Origin of the sequence: Enterobacter cloacae complex sp. P24RS (assembly GCF_014982165.1) — a bacterium.
GTDB classification, from domain to species: Bacteria; Pseudomonadota; Gammaproteobacteria; order Enterobacterales; family Enterobacteriaceae; genus Enterobacter; species Enterobacter quasihormaechei.
The window spans coordinates 294443-308887 of the sequence record NZ_JADCKU010000004.1 but is presented as its reverse complement, the minus strand read 5'-3'; the positions used below and the strand labels follow the sequence as shown (position 1 = coordinate 308887).

The window sequence follows — 14445 nt, the reverse complement described above, 5'->3', positions numbered from 1 at the left end:
TTTGTCCTCACGTAATTGCGACCCATGCAACGTCTTCACGCTTACCCCGACATCCGCGCGATGTTTCGCCGACTCCTGATCGCTACCGTCACCGGCGTGCTGGCGGCGCTGGCCGTTGCGGCGTTTCGCCACAGCATGTATCTGCTGGAGTGGCTGTTTCTCAGCAACGAAAGCGGAAGCCTGGTGAACGCCGCTGCCGCGTTATCGCCCTGGCGTCGCGCGCTCACGCCTGCGCTGGGTGGTCTGGCCGCCGGAATGCTGCTGTGGGGATGGCAGCGCATGACGGCACAACGTCCCCACGCCCCGACCGATTATATGGAGGCGCTGGAAACGGGTGATGGCCAGTTTGATTACGGCGCCAGTCTGGTGAAATCGTTCGCCTCGCTGCTGGTGGTCGCCAGCGGGAGCGCCATTGGCCGGGAAGGTGCCATGATCCTGCTCGCCGCCCTCGCCGCCTCCTTTTTTGCACAACGCTGTACGCCGAAATCTGAATGGAAACTGTGGATCGCCTGCGGCGCCGCCGCCGGGATGGCCAGCGCCTATCATGCGCCGCTGGCGGGCAGCCTGTTTATCGCAGAGATCCTGTTTGGCACGCTGATGCTGGCTTCCCTCGGCCCGGTAGTGATTGCCGCCGTGGTGGGCCTGCTCACCACACGTCTGTTAAGCCCCGGCGCAAATACGCTTTATGCGGTGCACCTGAGTGAGACATTAACGGCGGCAGATTATGCGTTGATAGTTGGCGTGGGTCTGCTGGCTGGCGTTTGCGGTCCGCTGCTGATGTGGCTGATGGGGTTTAGCCACGCGCTGTTTCTGCGTCTTAAGCTCTCGCCGCCGTGGCAGCTGGCGCTGGGCGGGCTGATCGTCGGGTTGCTGTCGCTGCTGACGCCAAAAGTATGGGGGAATGGCTACAGCGTGGTTCAGGCATTTTTGCAGTCGCCGCCGCTGCTGTCGGTGATTGCCGGCGTCTTTATCTGCAAGCTGCTGGCGGTGCTGGCAAGCAGCGGGTCCGGCGCGCCGGGAGGCGTGTTTACGCCAACCCTGTTCGTCGGTATGGCAACGGGAATGCTGTTTGCGCAGATAGTTGCGCTGTGGTTTCCTGGGGCTGAGACGGCGATCCTGCTTGGGCTGGCGGGTATGGCGACGCTGCTCGCCGCCACCACGCATGCGCCAATCATGTCGGCATTGATGGTATGTGAAATGACCGGGCAGTATTTTTTACTCCCCGGTTTGCTGATTGCCTGTGTTGTGGCGTCGGTATTGTCGAGAACGTTACGCCACGACTCGATCTACGGACAGCATACCGCCGAAAGCCGAGAGATCGATGTAGTGCGCTAGTTCGCGCTGCTCTGCGCGAGGCAGATAAGGCAGTTCGCCCACCAGCGGGCCAGGCAGTTTTTTGCTCAGCACGTCGATGATTTCAGCGTAGTGTGCAAGGCCCGGATTAATACGGTTCGCCACCCAGCCAATCAGCGGCAGGCCGTCATTGGCGATAGCCTGCGCCGTCAGCAGGGCATGGTTGATGCACCCTTCCTGAATGCCCACGACCATAATCACCGGCAACTGCTCCTGCACCACCCACTCGGAAAGGGGACGTAAATCGTTCATCAGGCTGCGCCAGCCGCCGGTCCCTTCAACGACAACGTGGTCAACCTTTTCGCTCAGATTTGCCAGACCATCTGAAAGCAGGCTGTAGTTGATCGGCCCGCTATGAGCGACGCTGCTTTCCTCCTCGCTCAACGCGATAGGATTGACGGCATCATAAGGCAGTTCCAGAGACGAGACGCTTTGCAGAACCAGGGCGTCCTTATTGCGCAGCCCTTCTGGCGTCTCTTTACTGCCTTTTGCAACCGGCTTGTATCCTGCAACGCGTTTACCGCTCGCCGCCAGGGCCTGGAGTAACGCGCGGGATACGACGGTCTTCCCGACAGACGTATCCGTACCAGTAATAAAGAAACGCTTAAGCATGACTCATTCCACCTCTTGGGTATGCTTCAAAAAATATAAACCAGGTAAATAATTCAGTGGAGAAAGTCTACGGGAAGCGTGCGCTACCCGGCTTGAGATAGCGCAATTTTTCGTACATCTCTGGAAAAGAGTTAGCCCTGAAGCAAACGAATCAGTAATGAGCCGTTGTACATGGCATCTTTAACCAGTGCGGCACCGGCCATCGTGCCCTGGTTGGAAAATTGCGTACTTTCGACCACGATATTTTTGCTGTAGGCGGGAAGCGACTGCTGGTTGATACAGGCGGAAATCGCCGGGAAGAGAATATCCGCCGCCTGGCTGAGCGGAGACCCAATCAATATTTTTTGCGGATTAAACAGGTTCACCATAATCGCCAGGATGCGCCCGACATTATTGCCTACGCCGGTAATGATGTCCTTCGCCAGCAGATCGCCCTGCCTTGCCGCAGTGCACAGTGCGTCTACGCTCAGCGGCTGTCCGTGCAGCGTGGAGCTCATCGACTGGCTGAGCCGCACCTGCGCCAGCTCCAGCACGCTTTCCACGCTGGCAATCGTCTCCAGGCAGCCATGGTTACCGCAATAGCAGCGTTTTCCATACGGATCGACCTGCGTATGGCCGATCTCCACCAGGCTACTGCTGCCGGCGTGTAAAAGACGCCCGTCGGTGATCACCCCCGCGCCAACGTTGTGATCAATCACAACCTGAATGACGTCGCGCGCGCCGCGCGAGGCGCCAAACAGCGCCTCCGCCATCGTCCAGGCGCTGATATCATGCTGAATGTAGACCGGCACACCGGTATGGCTTTCCAGCACTTCACCCAGCGGCATCTCTTTAACGTTCTCGTAAAAGGGCATGCGGTGCACAATGCCATTTTCGGTATCAATAATTCCCGGCAGGGTGATCGCAATCGCCGTTAAGCGTTCAAGACGCTGCTGGTGGCGAATAAAGAACTGGTCGATATGAGACAGAATGGCATCAAGAAGAGGTTGCTCTGCATCGAGCGGAAGGTCCAGCCGGTCTTCCACCACCATCTTGCTGCTGAGGTCGCGCAGCGCGAGGAAGATTTCCCCGCGGCTGATGCGCATCGACAGGTAGTGCCAGGCTTCCGTTTCCACCACCAGCCCTACCGCCGGACGGCCACGGCTGCCCGGCTCCTGAATTTCCGTCTCCTGAACCAGATGGGCTTCCAGCATTTCGCGGACAATCTTGGTAATACTGGCGGGTGCCAGTTGTGCCAGGCGCGAAAGATCGATACGCGAAACCGGACCAAGCTGATCAATCAGGCGATAAACGGCGCCCGCGTTGGTCTGCTTGATCTGATCGATATGCCCTGGCTGACTATCAGCAACCACCTCGTACTCCCTTATTTTCGAGCTTCGAAATAAACTGAGGGCTATGGTGAAGCACTTCAATGGCCGACGTCAAATTTTTACTTAGCCATGTGATTTACTGCACATTTTTGCCCACTTTTCCCTATAAATATTGCCCGTAAGATGCGGTAAGTAATTGTGCCTTGAAACGCTGTGCCGCATGGCTCTGTTCATGATGTTTAGACCACACCAGCCACATTTCCGAGACCGCATCCTGCTCGACAATCTTCACCCAGCGCATCTCCGGCAGCTGCACCCGTTTAAACGAGGCCGGAAGAATCGACACGCCAAGCCCTGCGGCAACGAGCCCGATGATCGTCATGGCTTCCCCCACCTCCTGCGCGATAGTCGGCACAAGGCCATATCGCCGCATCAGACCCAGAATATCGTCGTACAGCCCGGTTCCCACCTGGGGGTCAAAAAAGACGAACGGCTCTTTCGCCAGTTCAGCCAACGTGACGCCAGGCCGGGCGGCGAGAGGATGGTCGCTGGGGATCATCGCCATCAGCGGTTCTCGCAGGATCACCTGCCACGCCAGGGTATCAGGCAACTGCGTGTTACGCATCAACCCCAGGTCGAGCGATCCTTCGTTCAGCGGCGCGATTTGCTCCCGGGTATTTATTTCACGCGTCTGAATATGCACATCCGGAAAGTGACGGCGAAACGATGAGAGCGTTTGTGAAACAGCGCTGATAAAGGGGGCCGAGGAGGTAAACCCGATGCGCAGCTCCCCCGTCTCACCGAGATAAAGCCGTTCCGCTCTGGCGGCGGCGTCTTCCACCATGCTCAGGATCTGTCGGCTATCGGTGAGGAACTGTTTTCCTGCTGCCGTCAGGCTCACGCTACGGTTGGTTCGCGCCAGCAGACGCGCCCCCACCTGCTGCTCCAGGATCTGGATCTGCTGGCTTAGCGGTGGCTGAGAGATATTCAGCCTTGCCGCCGCGCGCCCAAAATGCAGCTCTTCGGCAACGGCGACAAAATAGCGGAGGTGACGCAGCTCGATATTCATATTTTTAAAGTATCATTTGAGATTATTAATATATTAGACAGAATATTTACATTTTCCTACTCTGATCTTGTGGTCATACCCGTCACCAGAAACCACGGGGATGTTTAAGCAAGGATTATGTGTGAGCCGTACAACGACTATTGATATCGCGCCGGCCAGCGACATTGATGATTTACCCGCAGCACCGCAGCCGGTTCAGTTTATTAAGCGTGGTACCCCCCAGTTTATGCGCGTCACGCTGGCGCTCTTCTCAGCGGGTCTCGCTACCTTTGCCCTGCTCTACTGTGTTCAGCCGATCCTGCCGGTTCTGTCGCATGAGTTTGGCGTGTCGCCAGCCAGCAGCAGTATTTCCCTTTCCATTTCCACCGGAATGCTGGCGATTGGTCTGCTGTTTACCGGTCCACTTTCGGATGCTATCGGGCGTAAGCAGGTCATGGTAACGGCGTTAATGCTGGCCTCCGTGTGTACCTTGCTTTCTACCATGATGACCAGCTGGCACGGTATTCTGGTCATGCGCGCGCTGATTGGGCTCTCTCTCAGCGGCGTGGCGGCGGTCGGGATGACCTATCTCAGCGAAGAGATCCACCCGAGTTTCGTGGCCTTCTCAATGGGGCTGTACATTAGCGGGAACTCTATCGGCGGGATGAGTGGACGCCTGCTGAGCGGTGTGTTTACGGATTTCTTTAGCTGGCGCATTGCGCTGGCCGTAATCGGCTGCTTCGCGCTCGCCTCGGCGCTGATGTTCTGGAAAATTTTGCCGGAATCGCGCCATTTCCGCCCGACCTCCCTGCGTCCGAAGACGCTGTTTATCAACTTCCGTCTGCACTGGCGCGACAAAGGTTTGCCGCGACTGTTTCTGATGGGATTCCTGCTGATGGGGTCATTCGTCACGCTGTTTAACTATATTGGCTACCGGCTGATGCTCTCGCCGTGGCATCTCAGCCAGGCATTGGTGGGTTTGCTCTCTGTGGCGTATCTCACCGGGACGTGGAGTTCACCAAAAGCCGGCGCCATGACCGCTCGCTTTGGCCGCGGGCCGGTGATGCTGGTTTCCACCGCCGTGATGTTGTTCGGGCTGCTGATGACGCTGTTCTCCTCCCTGTGGCTGATTTTTGCCGGGATGCTGCTCTTCTCTGCCGGCTTCTTTGCCGCGCACTCCGTTGCCAGCAGCTGGATTGGCCCGCGCGCGCGCCGCGCCAAAGGTCAGGCGTCGTCGCTGTATCTGTTTAGCTATTACCTGGGTTCCAGCATCGCCGGGACCCTCGGCGGCGTGTTCTGGCATCACTACGGCTGGAACGGCGTGGGTGGGTTTATCGCCCTGATGCTGTGCGCGGCGCTGCTGGTGGGCGCGAGCCTGCATCAACGTCTGAAATAGGTTAACGTTATTCCCGCATGAACGTAATTGTGCGGGGCTCATTTCTGACGTTAGTTACACTTAATTTAAAATTAAGTAAAATCAACCACTTATTACCATTTCGTGTATTTATCACCCTTACCTCTCTCTGTAAGCTCATTGACTCCATTCTATAAAAAGAGGGTTTTACATGGCTATTCCAGGCAACATGTGGTTGTACGATGACGGTGGTGCACTGATCAAAGGCGGTTGCGACGTGCAGCAGAGGGAGTACAGCATTGAATTCAAGGGTTTTCACCATAATCTTTCCACGCCGACCGATAATCAGACAGGCAAACCCACGGGTAAGCGCATCCACTCCCCGATGATGATTGTTAAGGAATTCGATTACTCATCACCCTATCTCTATAAGGCAGTCGCCACTGGTCAGGCTCTGCAAAAAGCCGAACTCAAGTTCTACAAGATTAATGATGCAGGCCTGGAAGCGGAGTACTTTAATATTCTTCTGGTGGGGGTGCGGATTGTTTCGGTATCACCTGCCATGGCCGCGCCGGGCGACAACAATAACAACCACCTCGAAACGGTTGAATTGCGCTACGAGAAAATCACATGGAAGCATAACGATGGAAATATTATTTTTTCTGACGCATGGAATGAGCGGGCGTCAGCGTAACTGGGATCGATATGGATACAATCGAAGAAGTTAACGGTACCTACTTTTACAGAGGCCATTCAAACGTCACCCCGGGCGAGTTACTTGAGATCATTTTTCTGGAGGAGTTCTGTATAGAGTTGGGGATAGATGCCGTTTCAGGTGCGGCTATTTTGGGCGGGCAACCGTGGTTAGGTACGCGAACGAAGCCAGGGAATGCCATTGAAGGAACAAGCGTTATTTCAAAGTATGCGCGAATGATTTTGAAGGATGTGAAAACCCCATTCGGATTTGAGTCAAAACACCAGTGGGTGTACGGATGAGAACAACAACAAGCCTTGCCGCTGTTATTACCCGCTATTGTCCCTGGTTAGGTTGGGGGTCATTAGTTACCACCCTTTACAGAATTTCGTCGCGCACTCAGGAGAAATATAACCTGATCGCACGACCTAAAGACCGTATACAGTGGACATCGTTCTAATGCTGACAGACGAAATTAGCTCTAAAGTCCTTGATATGTTCAACGATGAAATTTCACGCGAACTTGACGATAACTGGAACGAGATATTGCTTGAACTCGATTCTGATTTATTCGGTTCACCAGGCGATGACCTTCACGACGCGTTAAACCGGTACGAGAAAGAATTTAACGTGGATTTATCTGCTGTTAAATGGTCTCGTTATTTTCCCTGGCAGAACACCCCATTATTAAAGCGCCGGTTTAAGCTGAAGCGGGAAGAGGTGGAATCAACCCGCATTCCGTTAACCGTAAGAATGTTTGCTGAATCTGCAAAAGCAGGAAAATGGCTCTACGACTAAGTTGACAGGGGCTTCACGCCCCTGTTATCAAAAGTGCACGGTTCCTCCCTGATTCGCGTTACACTCCCCAGAACACCTCCAACAGAACGAGAACAATAATTATGCAGAAAAACGTTTCTTATCAACAACTCACCCGCACCTTCCAGCGTCTCTCCCGCTTCTCTCACCTCTCCTCCATCGCCAGCTGGGACATGTTTACCATGATGCCGCCCGGCGGCAGCGCCGCGCGCGGTGAAGCGCTGGCGGAGATGAGCGTCCTGCAACATCAGATCCTTACCGATAAAAAAGTGGGTGAATGGCTGGCTGCGGCGGCTGAAGAAGATCTGAACGACGTAGAGCAGGCCAACCTGCGTGAAATGACGCGCCACTACCAGCAGGCCACCTTACTGCCGGAATCGCTGGTAGAGGCAAAATCGCTGGCGGGCAGCAAGTGTGAACACGCCTGGCGCACTCAGCGTCCGGCCAACGACTGGCAGGGCTTTTCAGCCAACCTGAAAGAGGTGGTGAAGCTCAGTCGTGAAGAAGCTCGCCTGCGCGCCGAGGCCAAAGGCTGCACGCCTTACGACGCGCTGCTGGATATTTTTGAACCCGACATGACCAGCGCCCGCCTGGATGTGCTGTTTGGCGATATGAAGTCGTGGCTGCCGGACCTGCTGGCAAAGGTTGTGGAAAAACAGGCTCAGCGATCGTTCGTTCCGCCACAGGGTCCCTTCCCGACCGCCACGCAGCGCGAGCTGGGCCTGGAAGCGATGAAAATGCTTGGCTTCGATTTTAACGGCGGTCGTCTGGACGTTAGCGCCCACCCGTTCTGCGGCGGCGTGCCGGAAGATGTGCGTATCACCACGCGTTACGATGAAGACGAGTTGCTTAGCGCGCTTTTCGGCGTGATCCACGAAACCGGACATGCCCGCTACGAGCAAAACCTTCCCCGAGCGTGGGCCGGGCAGCCCGTTGCGCTGGCGCGCTCTACGGCGATCCACGAATCCCAGAGTCTGTTCTTTGAGATGCAGCTGGGCCGCAGCGAGGCATTCCTCAAGCATCTGCTTCCGGCGGTCCATGCCCGTTTCGGCAGTCAGGCGGCGTTCAGTGAAGAGAATTTCATTGCCTGGAACCAGCGCGTGAAGCCGGGATACATTCGCGTGGATGCGGATGAAGTGAGCTACCCGGCGCACGTGGTGCTGCGCTATGAGATCGAGCGCGCGCTGATCAACGGCGAAATCGAAGTCGACGATATTCCCGCCCTGTGGGATGAGAAAATGCAGGCCTGGCTTGGGCTATCCACCAAGGATAATTATCGCAACGGCTGTATGCAGGATATCCACTGGACCGACGGCGGTTTTGGCTACTTCCCGTCTTACACGCTGGGAGCAATGTATGCGGCACAGCTCTTCCATGCCGCCAAAAATGCATTGCCTGGGTTGCAGGCATCCATTGCCGGAGGCGATTTCTCGGCGCTGTTTGACTGGCTGCGTCAGAACATCTGGCAGCACGGCAGCCGCTTCAGCACGTCGCAGTTAATCACTCAGGCAACGGGTGAGGATTTGAACATCCGCTACTTCCGCGAACACCTGACTTCCCGCTACCTGTAACCGAACGCGCCGGGGTGACGCCCCGGCGTTGTACATACGGTTACACGCCGATACCAATCACTCACGGAAACCTCGAATTTACAGGGATATAGTTCTTTCAACGGCCCCGCAGTGGGGTTAAATGAAAAACCAAATTCGAGGGTATGAAAATGAAAAAAGTATTAGCTCTGGTTGTTGCCGCTGCTATGGGTCTGTCTTCTGCTGCATTCGCGGCTGAAACTACCGCCACCGCAGCGCCTGCGGCGACCACTTCGGCTCCGGCCAAAACGGTTCACCATAAAAAACATCACAAAGCGGCTAAACCTGCGGCAGAACAGAAAGCGCAGGCGGCTAAAAAGCACCACAAAAAAGCGGCAAAACCCGCGGTGGAGCAGAAAGCACAGGCGGCTAAAAAGCATCACAAAAAAGCGGCAAAACACGAAGCGGCTAAACCTGCTGCACAGCCAGCAGCGTAAGAGTACAAGCTTAACCGTGCCCTTCGGGGCACGTTGGTAAACCGGCGCTGAACGGGTTTGAGGTCAGCGCCGTTTTTTTATCCGGAGGGCGTATGCTGCGGCGCTATCGGTTTGAGTTCATTCTTATCCTGCTAATCTTGTGCGCGCTCATCGCCAGCCACTTTTATCTTACCTGAATGTAGCACGCTGATTTTACTCCCACTTTCTCGCTGTCGCGTCTATAGTATTTTCATAGGGTTCACTTTTAATAATCATAATTACCCCCACCAGAGTGTGATATGCGTAAATCTGTTGTGTTGTTACTGGGAACGTTTAGCCTTTTTGCTGGCTTTTCACATGCGGATGATGGTGACGATGTCGCCATTAGCGCCAAAGAGGTAAAGACGCTGTTTTTTGGTCATGACGATCGTACGCGTGTCACCGATCCTACCGAAGCGCCCTGGGATGCCATCGGGCAACTGGAAACCGCCAGCGGCAATTTATGTACCGCAACGCTCATTACACCACGCCTTGCGCTGACGGCGGGTCATTGCCTGCTAATGCCGCCCGAGGGCAAACCGGATAAAGCGATCGCCCTGCGCTTTGTGTCGCAAAAAGGAATATGGCGCTACGAAATCCACGGTATTGAGGGGCGGGTGGATCCGTCGCTCGGTAAACGCTTAAAACCGGATGGCGATGGCTGGATTGTGCCGCCCGGGGCGGCATCCTGGGATTTCGGTCTGATCGTTTTACGTTATCCGCCGTCCGGGATCGCTCCCCTACCGCTTTTTGATGGCGACAAAGACGCGCTCACCGCCGCCCTGAAGGCCGCCGACCGCAAAGTGACGCAGTCAGGCTACCCTGTTGATCACCTCGATTCGCTTTACACCCATACGGACTGCGTGGTGACGGGCTGGGCGCAAAACAGCGTGCTTTCGCATCAGTGCGATACGCTACCGGGTGATAGCGGATCGCCCCTGATGTTAAAAACCGCTAACGGCTGGCAGCTGATTGGCGTTCAGAGTTCAGCTCCGGCGGCGAAAGACCGCTGGCGCGCCGATAACCGGGCGTTGGCGGTGACCGGTTTTCGCGACAGGCTGGAAGCCCTGGCGCAGCAGTAGGTTACTCAGGCCAGTTTAATCATGATCATGCCGGCGAGCAGTAATACCAGCCCTATCCAGCCTTTATTGTTTAAACGCTGCCCGAACATAATCCAGCCTGCTGCCAGGGTGGCGGCAATACCGAAGCCGCCCCACAGCGCATAGGCCACGGAAAGATCGATGCCTTTTACCGCCTGTGACAGGGCGCTAAACGCCCCCAGCACCGCGGCAATCGATAGCAGGCCGTAGGCTTTACGACGAAAACCGTCGGAGAACTTCAGAAAGACGTTCGCAATAATTTCCAGAACGATCGCTAAACCCAGCCAGGCCGCGTGGATCCATTCAAACTGCTGCATGGGTCTGCTCCTTCTGCTGTTTTGCCGGCTTGCGCGTACCCGATTTAATCAGCACGATACCTGCTACCAGGGTCGTCAACCCGGCAATTTTCATTGTCGTCAGGGTTTCATCAAATATCATGACGCTGAACAGCGTAATCAATAAAATACCAATACCTTCCCACAGGGCGTATGCCACTCCCAGCGCGATTTTTTTAACCGCGAAGGAGAGGAAAATATAGGAAAGCGTAATCATGACCAGCATCAAAATAAATCCGGTGCTGCCGTCACTCACGCTCGCCCATTTCATCGACAGGGTGCCGGTAATTTCAGCTACGATAGCCAGCGCTAATAAAATCCAGTAAAACATGTTTTTCTCCTGCTTGAGAATATAATCCATCGAGGCTCGCTGCGGACAGCAAACCAAAAAATTGGGAATTAGATCAGTTAGCTAAGCGCATAGCGCCAGCTCAGGCAGAAGACGTGACTATAGCGCGGAACGCCAGTGTTGTTCACCGGAAAGCATGCAGAGGGAGGTTGAAAACAGAGCAGTGTTGTTTGAAAAATACGTCCTGAACAAATTGTCCATAAAATTACAATTATCCGCGGTGTTGCTTCTCGTCTTTGCGGATGAAAATTGTCCTCAGTAGTTGAACACGCCTGATTTGTATCATAAGCCAGGAATTTACTCAAAGCCTTTTCATTTCTTTACCCAGTCTGTTTGATTTTGGTTAGTTTTTTTAATCCGCTTTCCCCTCTATTATAAATAAAAAACTTTTCAGGAACGTTCATGGCCAAACCCATTATCACCCTCAACGGGCTTAAGATAGTCATCATGCTGGGCATGCTGGTGATCATTTTGACCGGCGTTCGTTTTGCGGCCGATATCATCGTGCCCTTTATCCTGGCGCTTTTTATCGCGGTGATCCTCAACCCGCTGGTGCAGCGGATGGTGCGGATGCGCATACCGCGCGTGCTGGCGATCAGCCTGCTTATCAGTATTATCATCGTTGCGATGGTGCTGCTAGTTGCCTATCTGGGAACATCCCTGAACGAGCTGGCGCGAACCCTACCGACATACCGTTCTTCCCTGGCGACCCCGCTGCTGCAAATTGAACCCTGGCTGCAACGCGCCGGCATTGAAGTCTCGGTGGAGGAGTTGCTTAAATACATCGATCCGAATGCTGCCATGACGATTGTCACCAGCCTGCTGGCACAGCTTTCCAACGCCATGACCTCCATTTTCCTGCTGTTCCTGACGGTCGTGTTTATGCTGCTGGAAGTCCCTCAGCTGCCTGCAAAGCTACAGCACATCATGGTGCGTCCGGTGGAAGGAATGGGCGCCATTCAGCGCGCGCTCGACAGCGTTTCACGCTATCTGGTGCTGAAAACGGCCATCAGTCTGGTGACGGGATTCGTGGTGTGGGGGATGCTCGCCGCGCTGGACGTGCGTTTCGCCTTTGTCTGGGGGCTGCTGGCCTTTGCCCTTAACTACATTCCTAACATCGGCTCCGTGCTGGCGGCGATCCCCCCTATCCTTCAGGTGCTGGTTTTCAGCGGTTTGTATGATGCGCTGATTCTGCTGGCAGGCTATCTGGTGATTAACCTTGTCTTCGGGAACATTCTTGAGCCACGCATCATGGGACGCGGGCTGGGGCTTTCAACCCTCGTTGTGTTCCTGTCCCTGATCTTCTGGGGCTGGCTGCTTGGGCCTGTCGGCATGCTGCTCTCCGTTCCGCTGACCATTATTGTGAAAATTGGCCTGGAGCAGACCGCCGGTGGACAAAGTATCGCTGTACTGCTGAGCGACATGAGCCATAAGGCTGATTAATTCTCCATCGACAGCACGGGCTTGCGCGTTCTACCCGCTTCGCGATAGTTGCCCAATGCCCGCTGCCATTCCGTCAGAGGGTAAAGGGTGACATCGCTGCACTGGCTGGCCCGCAGTTTCGGCCAGATGCGCTGAAACTCCGCCTGCCACGCCTCCGTGCTGAGTGCGTCCAGGTAGTTACGAATGTGAAACCACGCCACGCGCGGCAGCGCCCGCTGCTGCCGGAACGTCTGACCGGAGAGCAGCCCGTAGCAGACAAACGTGCCGCTTTCAGGCATCACGCCCAGGATCGTCTCCGCCAGGCTGCCGCCCGTGGCGTCGTACACCACGTCTGCGCGCGCGGCGGCAGCGTTGACTGCGGCCATATCCTGTTGCGCAATGGGGACGATCCCTAATTCGGCCAAACGTTGAGCGTGCACGGGCGAGCGGTGGATCCCATAAACCGCCTCTGCACCCGCCTGACGAGCCCATTGCCCGAGCAGAACGGCGCAGTCAGAACCGGCAGCGGTAAGCAGCACCGTTTTCCCGGCCGGAGGATAGCGGTCCAGCATCATCTGTGCGGCAAGCGGGTTGATATACGCCCGCGCGGCAAGCAGCGAGTCGACGTCGTCCGGGACAGGAACCGCGTACCCTGCCGGGCAATCGACATAACGCTGCCACGTCCCCTTCCCCCGTAACGGCAGCACCCGCTTGCCCAGCAGCGCCGGGTAAGCGGCGGGCGTTTCGGTTACTATTCCGACCCCTTCATAACCGGCTATTGCAGGCAGCGGCGTGCGATGGCGATACGCCCCGGTTATGGGGATAAGATCGGAGGCGTTCACCGGCGAAAAAAGCATGCGCACACGTATCTCTCCCGGCTGGCGCGGCGGCAAGGGGGCGGTTTCCGGTTGCAGTACCGATTCAGGCTCACCAAACCGGCGATACCAGAGGGCCAGATTAAGCATTACGATCGCGCCATCCCATTTCCGGTGCGACATGTTTCAGTATGGACTCGATGACATGCGCGTTGTATGCCACGCCCAGCTGATTCGGCACGGTAAGCAATAGCGTATCCGCTTCAGCGATGGCTTCATCCTTTTTCAGCTGTTCAATCAGCTTGTCTGGCTCTGCGGCGTAACTGCGTCCGAAAATTGCCCGCGTTTTCTCATCCAGATAGCCAACGCTGTCGCTCTCGTTGCGGCCTGAACCGAAATACATCCGGTCGCGATCGTCCATCAGGGCAAAAATACTGCGGCTGACCGAAACGCGCGGCTGACGAGTATGCCCAGCCTCTGCCCAGGCCTGTCGGTAGGCACGGATCTGTTTTGCCTGCTGAATATGAAACGGCTCGCCGGTTTCATCGTCTTTTAGCGTTGAGCTTTGCAGATTCATCCCCAGTTTTGCCGCCCATACTGCCGTTGCATTGGAGCCAGCCCCCCACCAGATTCGATCGCGTAAGCCTTCTGAATGCGGCTCCAGACGCAACAATCCCGGCGGGTTGGGGAACATCGGCTGTGGGTTAGGCTTCGCAAACCCTTCACCACGTAATACATCAAGCAGTACTTCGGTGTGGCGGCGCGCCATATCAGATTCGTTTTCCCCTTCCTGCGGCACGTAACCAAAATAACGCCAGCCATCAATCACCTGCTCCGGGGAGCCCCGGCTGATACCCAGCTGTAATCGACCGCCAGAGATGAGATCTGCCGCGCCAGCATCTTCCGCCATATACAGCGGATTCTCGTACCGCATGTCGATCACGCCCGTACCAATTTCGATGCGTTTGGTTTTCGCACCTATCGCAGCCAGCAAGGGGAATGGCGAACTGAGCTGGCGGGCAAAGTGATGCACGCGAAAATAAGCGCCGTCCGCGCCCAGCTCTTCAGCGGCGACCGCCAGATCGATGGACTGTAGCAGCGCGTCAGCCGCGGTCTGCGTGCCGGACTGGGCAGACGGCGTCCAGTGACCAAACGACAAAAATCCAATCTTTTTCATAGTGGAGTATCCTGAT

General features: G+C 55.7%; 16 protein-coding genes and 1 pseudogene. 10 read left to right on the top strand and 7 right to left on the bottom strand.

Annotation, left to right across the window (positions count from 1 at the left end; genetic code table 11):
• The first annotated feature begins 24 nt into the window (after nucleotides 1-24).
• Nucleotides 25-1335: a voltage-gated ClC-type chloride channel ClcB gene (gene clcB, locus INF58_RS06065; RefSeq protein ID WP_193527235.1), complete on the top strand. Its 1311-nt coding sequence runs from the start codon at nucleotides 25-27 to the stop codon at nucleotides 1333-1335.
• On the opposite strand, the gene bioD is transcribed toward clcB, so the two are convergent.
• From bioD to INF58_RS06050, 3 genes are all read right to left on the bottom strand, one after another.
• A complete protein-coding gene (gene bioD, locus INF58_RS06060; protein WP_063451476.1) occupies nucleotides 1270-1965 on the bottom strand; it encodes a dethiobiotin synthase in 696 nt (231 codons plus the stop codon). The two genes, clcB and bioD, sit on opposite strands and share 66 nt — an antisense overlap.
• Before the next feature lie 131 nt (nucleotides 1966-2096).
• Nucleotides 2097-3317 carry a sugar metabolism global transcriptional regulator Mlc gene (mlc, locus tag INF58_RS06055; RefSeq protein WP_193032520.1) on the bottom strand — a complete coding sequence of 407 codons (1221 nt, stop codon included), beginning with the start codon at nucleotides 3315-3317 and terminating at the stop codon, nucleotides 2097-2099.
• A 121-nt stretch (nucleotides 3318-3438) separates the two neighbouring features.
• Entirely contained in the window at nucleotides 3439-4344 is a 906-nt protein-coding gene (locus INF58_RS06050) for a LysR family transcriptional regulator (protein WP_107535257.1), read from the bottom strand.
• Between the two features lie 121 nt (nucleotides 4345-4465).
• On the opposite strand from INF58_RS06050, the gene INF58_RS06045 reads away from it, so the two are divergent.
• The 8 genes and pseudogenes from INF58_RS06045 (at nucleotide 4466) to INF58_RS06015 (ending at nucleotide 10313) form a co-directional block, all read left to right on the top strand.
• Complete coding sequence (locus INF58_RS06045; RefSeq protein ID WP_193527234.1) at nucleotides 4466-5719, top strand: MFS transporter; 1254 nt, start codon at nucleotides 4466-4468, stop codon at nucleotides 5717-5719.
• A 169-nt stretch (nucleotides 5720-5888) separates the two neighbouring features.
• A complete protein-coding gene (locus INF58_RS06040; protein WP_193527233.1) occupies nucleotides 5889-6371 on the top strand; it encodes a type VI secretion system tube protein TssD in 483 nt (160 codons plus the stop codon).
• Nucleotides 6372-6382: 11 nt separating this feature from the next.
• Nucleotides 6383-6831: pseudogene (locus tag INF58_RS06035) on the top strand (STM2901 family protein).
• On the top strand, nucleotides 6816-7169 hold the full coding sequence (locus tag INF58_RS06030; RefSeq protein ID WP_370552641.1) for a DUF1493 family protein: 354 nt from the start codon (nucleotides 6816-6818) through the stop codon (nucleotides 7167-7169). Before INF58_RS06035 ends, INF58_RS06030 begins: the two are co-directional and overlap by 16 nt.
• 101 nt (nucleotides 7170-7270) lie before the next feature.
• Entirely contained in the window at nucleotides 7271-8758 is a 1488-nt protein-coding gene (locus INF58_RS06025) for a carboxypeptidase M32 (RefSeq protein ID WP_193527231.1), read from the top strand.
• 149 nt (nucleotides 8759-8907) lie between these two features.
• Nucleotides 8908-9213, top strand: a complete 306-nt coding sequence (gene asr / locus INF58_RS06020; RefSeq protein ID WP_063451542.1) for an acid resistance repetitive basic protein Asr — start codon at nucleotides 8908-8910, stop codon at nucleotides 9211-9213.
• A gap of 92 nt (nucleotides 9214-9305) precedes the next feature.
• Nucleotides 9306-9389, top strand: a complete 84-nt coding sequence (locus INF58_RS21070) for a hypothetical protein (protein ID WP_370552643.1) — start codon at nucleotides 9306-9308, stop codon at nucleotides 9387-9389.
• 102 nt (nucleotides 9390-9491) lie between these two features.
• Complete coding sequence (locus INF58_RS06015) at nucleotides 9492-10313, top strand: serine protease (protein WP_063451484.1); 822 nt, start codon at nucleotides 9492-9494, stop codon at nucleotides 10311-10313.
• A 5-nt stretch (nucleotides 10314-10318) separates the two neighbouring features.
• Here INF58_RS06015 and mdtI read toward each other — a convergent pair whose 3' ends face one another.
• The gene (gene mdtI / locus INF58_RS06010) at nucleotides 10319-10648 is read right to left on the bottom strand and encodes a multidrug/spermidine efflux SMR transporter subunit MdtI (RefSeq protein ID WP_063866842.1); all 330 of its coding nucleotides are present in this window, start codon (nucleotides 10646-10648) and stop codon (nucleotides 10319-10321) included.
• On the bottom strand, nucleotides 10635-10997 hold the full coding sequence (gene mdtJ / locus INF58_RS06005) for a multidrug/spermidine efflux SMR transporter subunit MdtJ (RefSeq protein WP_112793265.1): 363 nt from the start codon (nucleotides 10995-10997) through the stop codon (nucleotides 10635-10637). Before mdtJ ends, mdtI begins: the two co-directional genes overlap by 14 nt.
• 420 nt (nucleotides 10998-11417) lie before the next feature.
• On the opposite strand from mdtJ, the gene INF58_RS06000 reads away from it, so the two are divergent.
• Nucleotides 11418-12458 (top strand): AI-2E family transporter, encoded by a 1041-nt coding sequence (locus INF58_RS06000; RefSeq protein WP_063451487.1) that lies wholly within the window; start codon nucleotides 11418-11420, stop codon nucleotides 12456-12458.
• On the opposite strand, the gene INF58_RS05995 is transcribed toward INF58_RS06000, so the two are convergent.
• Both INF58_RS05995 and INF58_RS05990 read right to left on the bottom strand, forming a co-directional pair.
• Nucleotides 12455-13402: a zinc-dependent alcohol dehydrogenase family protein gene (locus tag INF58_RS05995; protein WP_193527230.1), complete on the bottom strand. Its 948-nt coding sequence runs from the start codon at nucleotides 13400-13402 to the stop codon at nucleotides 12455-12457. The two genes, INF58_RS06000 and INF58_RS05995, sit on opposite strands and share 4 nt — an antisense overlap.
• A complete protein-coding gene (locus INF58_RS05990) occupies nucleotides 13395-14429 on the bottom strand; it encodes an LLM class flavin-dependent oxidoreductase (RefSeq protein WP_193527229.1) in 1035 nt (344 codons plus the stop codon). Before INF58_RS05990 ends, INF58_RS05995 begins: the two co-directional genes overlap by 8 nt.
• Between the last annotated feature and the right edge of the window lie 16 nt (nucleotides 14430-14445).

Excerpts from the sequence above, each read along its gene's own strand:
- clcB (WP_193527235.1), top strand. The coding sequence starts at position 25 with ATGCAACGTCTTCACGCTTACCCCGACATCCGCGCGATGTTTCGCCGA.
- bioD (WP_063451476.1), bottom strand. The coding sequence starts at position 1,965 with ATGCTTAAGCGTTTCTTTATTACTGGTACGGATACGTCTGTCGGGAAG.
- INF58_RS06050 (WP_107535257.1), bottom strand. The coding sequence starts at position 4,344 with ATGAATATCGAGCTGCGTCACCTCCGCTATTTTGTCGCCGTTGCCGAA.
- INF58_RS06040 (WP_193527233.1), top strand. The coding sequence starts at position 5,889 with ATGGCTATTCCAGGCAACATGTGGTTGTACGATGACGGTGGTGCACTG.
- INF58_RS06025 (WP_193527231.1), top strand. The coding sequence starts at position 7,271 with ATGCAGAAAAACGTTTCTTATCAACAACTCACCCGCACCTTCCAGCGT.
- asr (WP_063451542.1), top strand. The coding sequence starts at position 8,908 with ATGAAAAAAGTATTAGCTCTGGTTGTTGCCGCTGCTATGGGTCTGTCT.
- INF58_RS21070 (WP_370552643.1), top strand. The coding sequence starts at position 9,306 with ATGCTGCGGCGCTATCGGTTTGAGTTCATTCTTATCCTGCTAATCTTG.
- INF58_RS06015 (WP_063451484.1), top strand. The coding sequence starts at position 9,492 with ATGCGTAAATCTGTTGTGTTGTTACTGGGAACGTTTAGCCTTTTTGCT.
- mdtI (WP_063866842.1), bottom strand. The coding sequence starts at position 10,648 with ATGCAGCAGTTTGAATGGATCCACGCGGCCTGGCTGGGTTTAGCGATC.
- mdtJ (WP_112793265.1), bottom strand. The coding sequence starts at position 10,997 with ATGTTTTACTGGATTTTATTAGCGCTGGCTATCGTAGCTGAAATTACC.
- INF58_RS06000 (WP_063451487.1), top strand. The coding sequence starts at position 11,418 with ATGGCCAAACCCATTATCACCCTCAACGGGCTTAAGATAGTCATCATG.
- INF58_RS05995 (WP_193527230.1), bottom strand. The coding sequence starts at position 13,402 with ATGCTTAATCTGGCCCTCTGGTATCGCCGGTTTGGTGAGCCTGAATCG.
- INF58_RS05990 (WP_193527229.1), bottom strand. The coding sequence starts at position 14,429 with ATGAAAAAGATTGGATTTTTGTCGTTTGGTCACTGGACGCCGTCTGCC.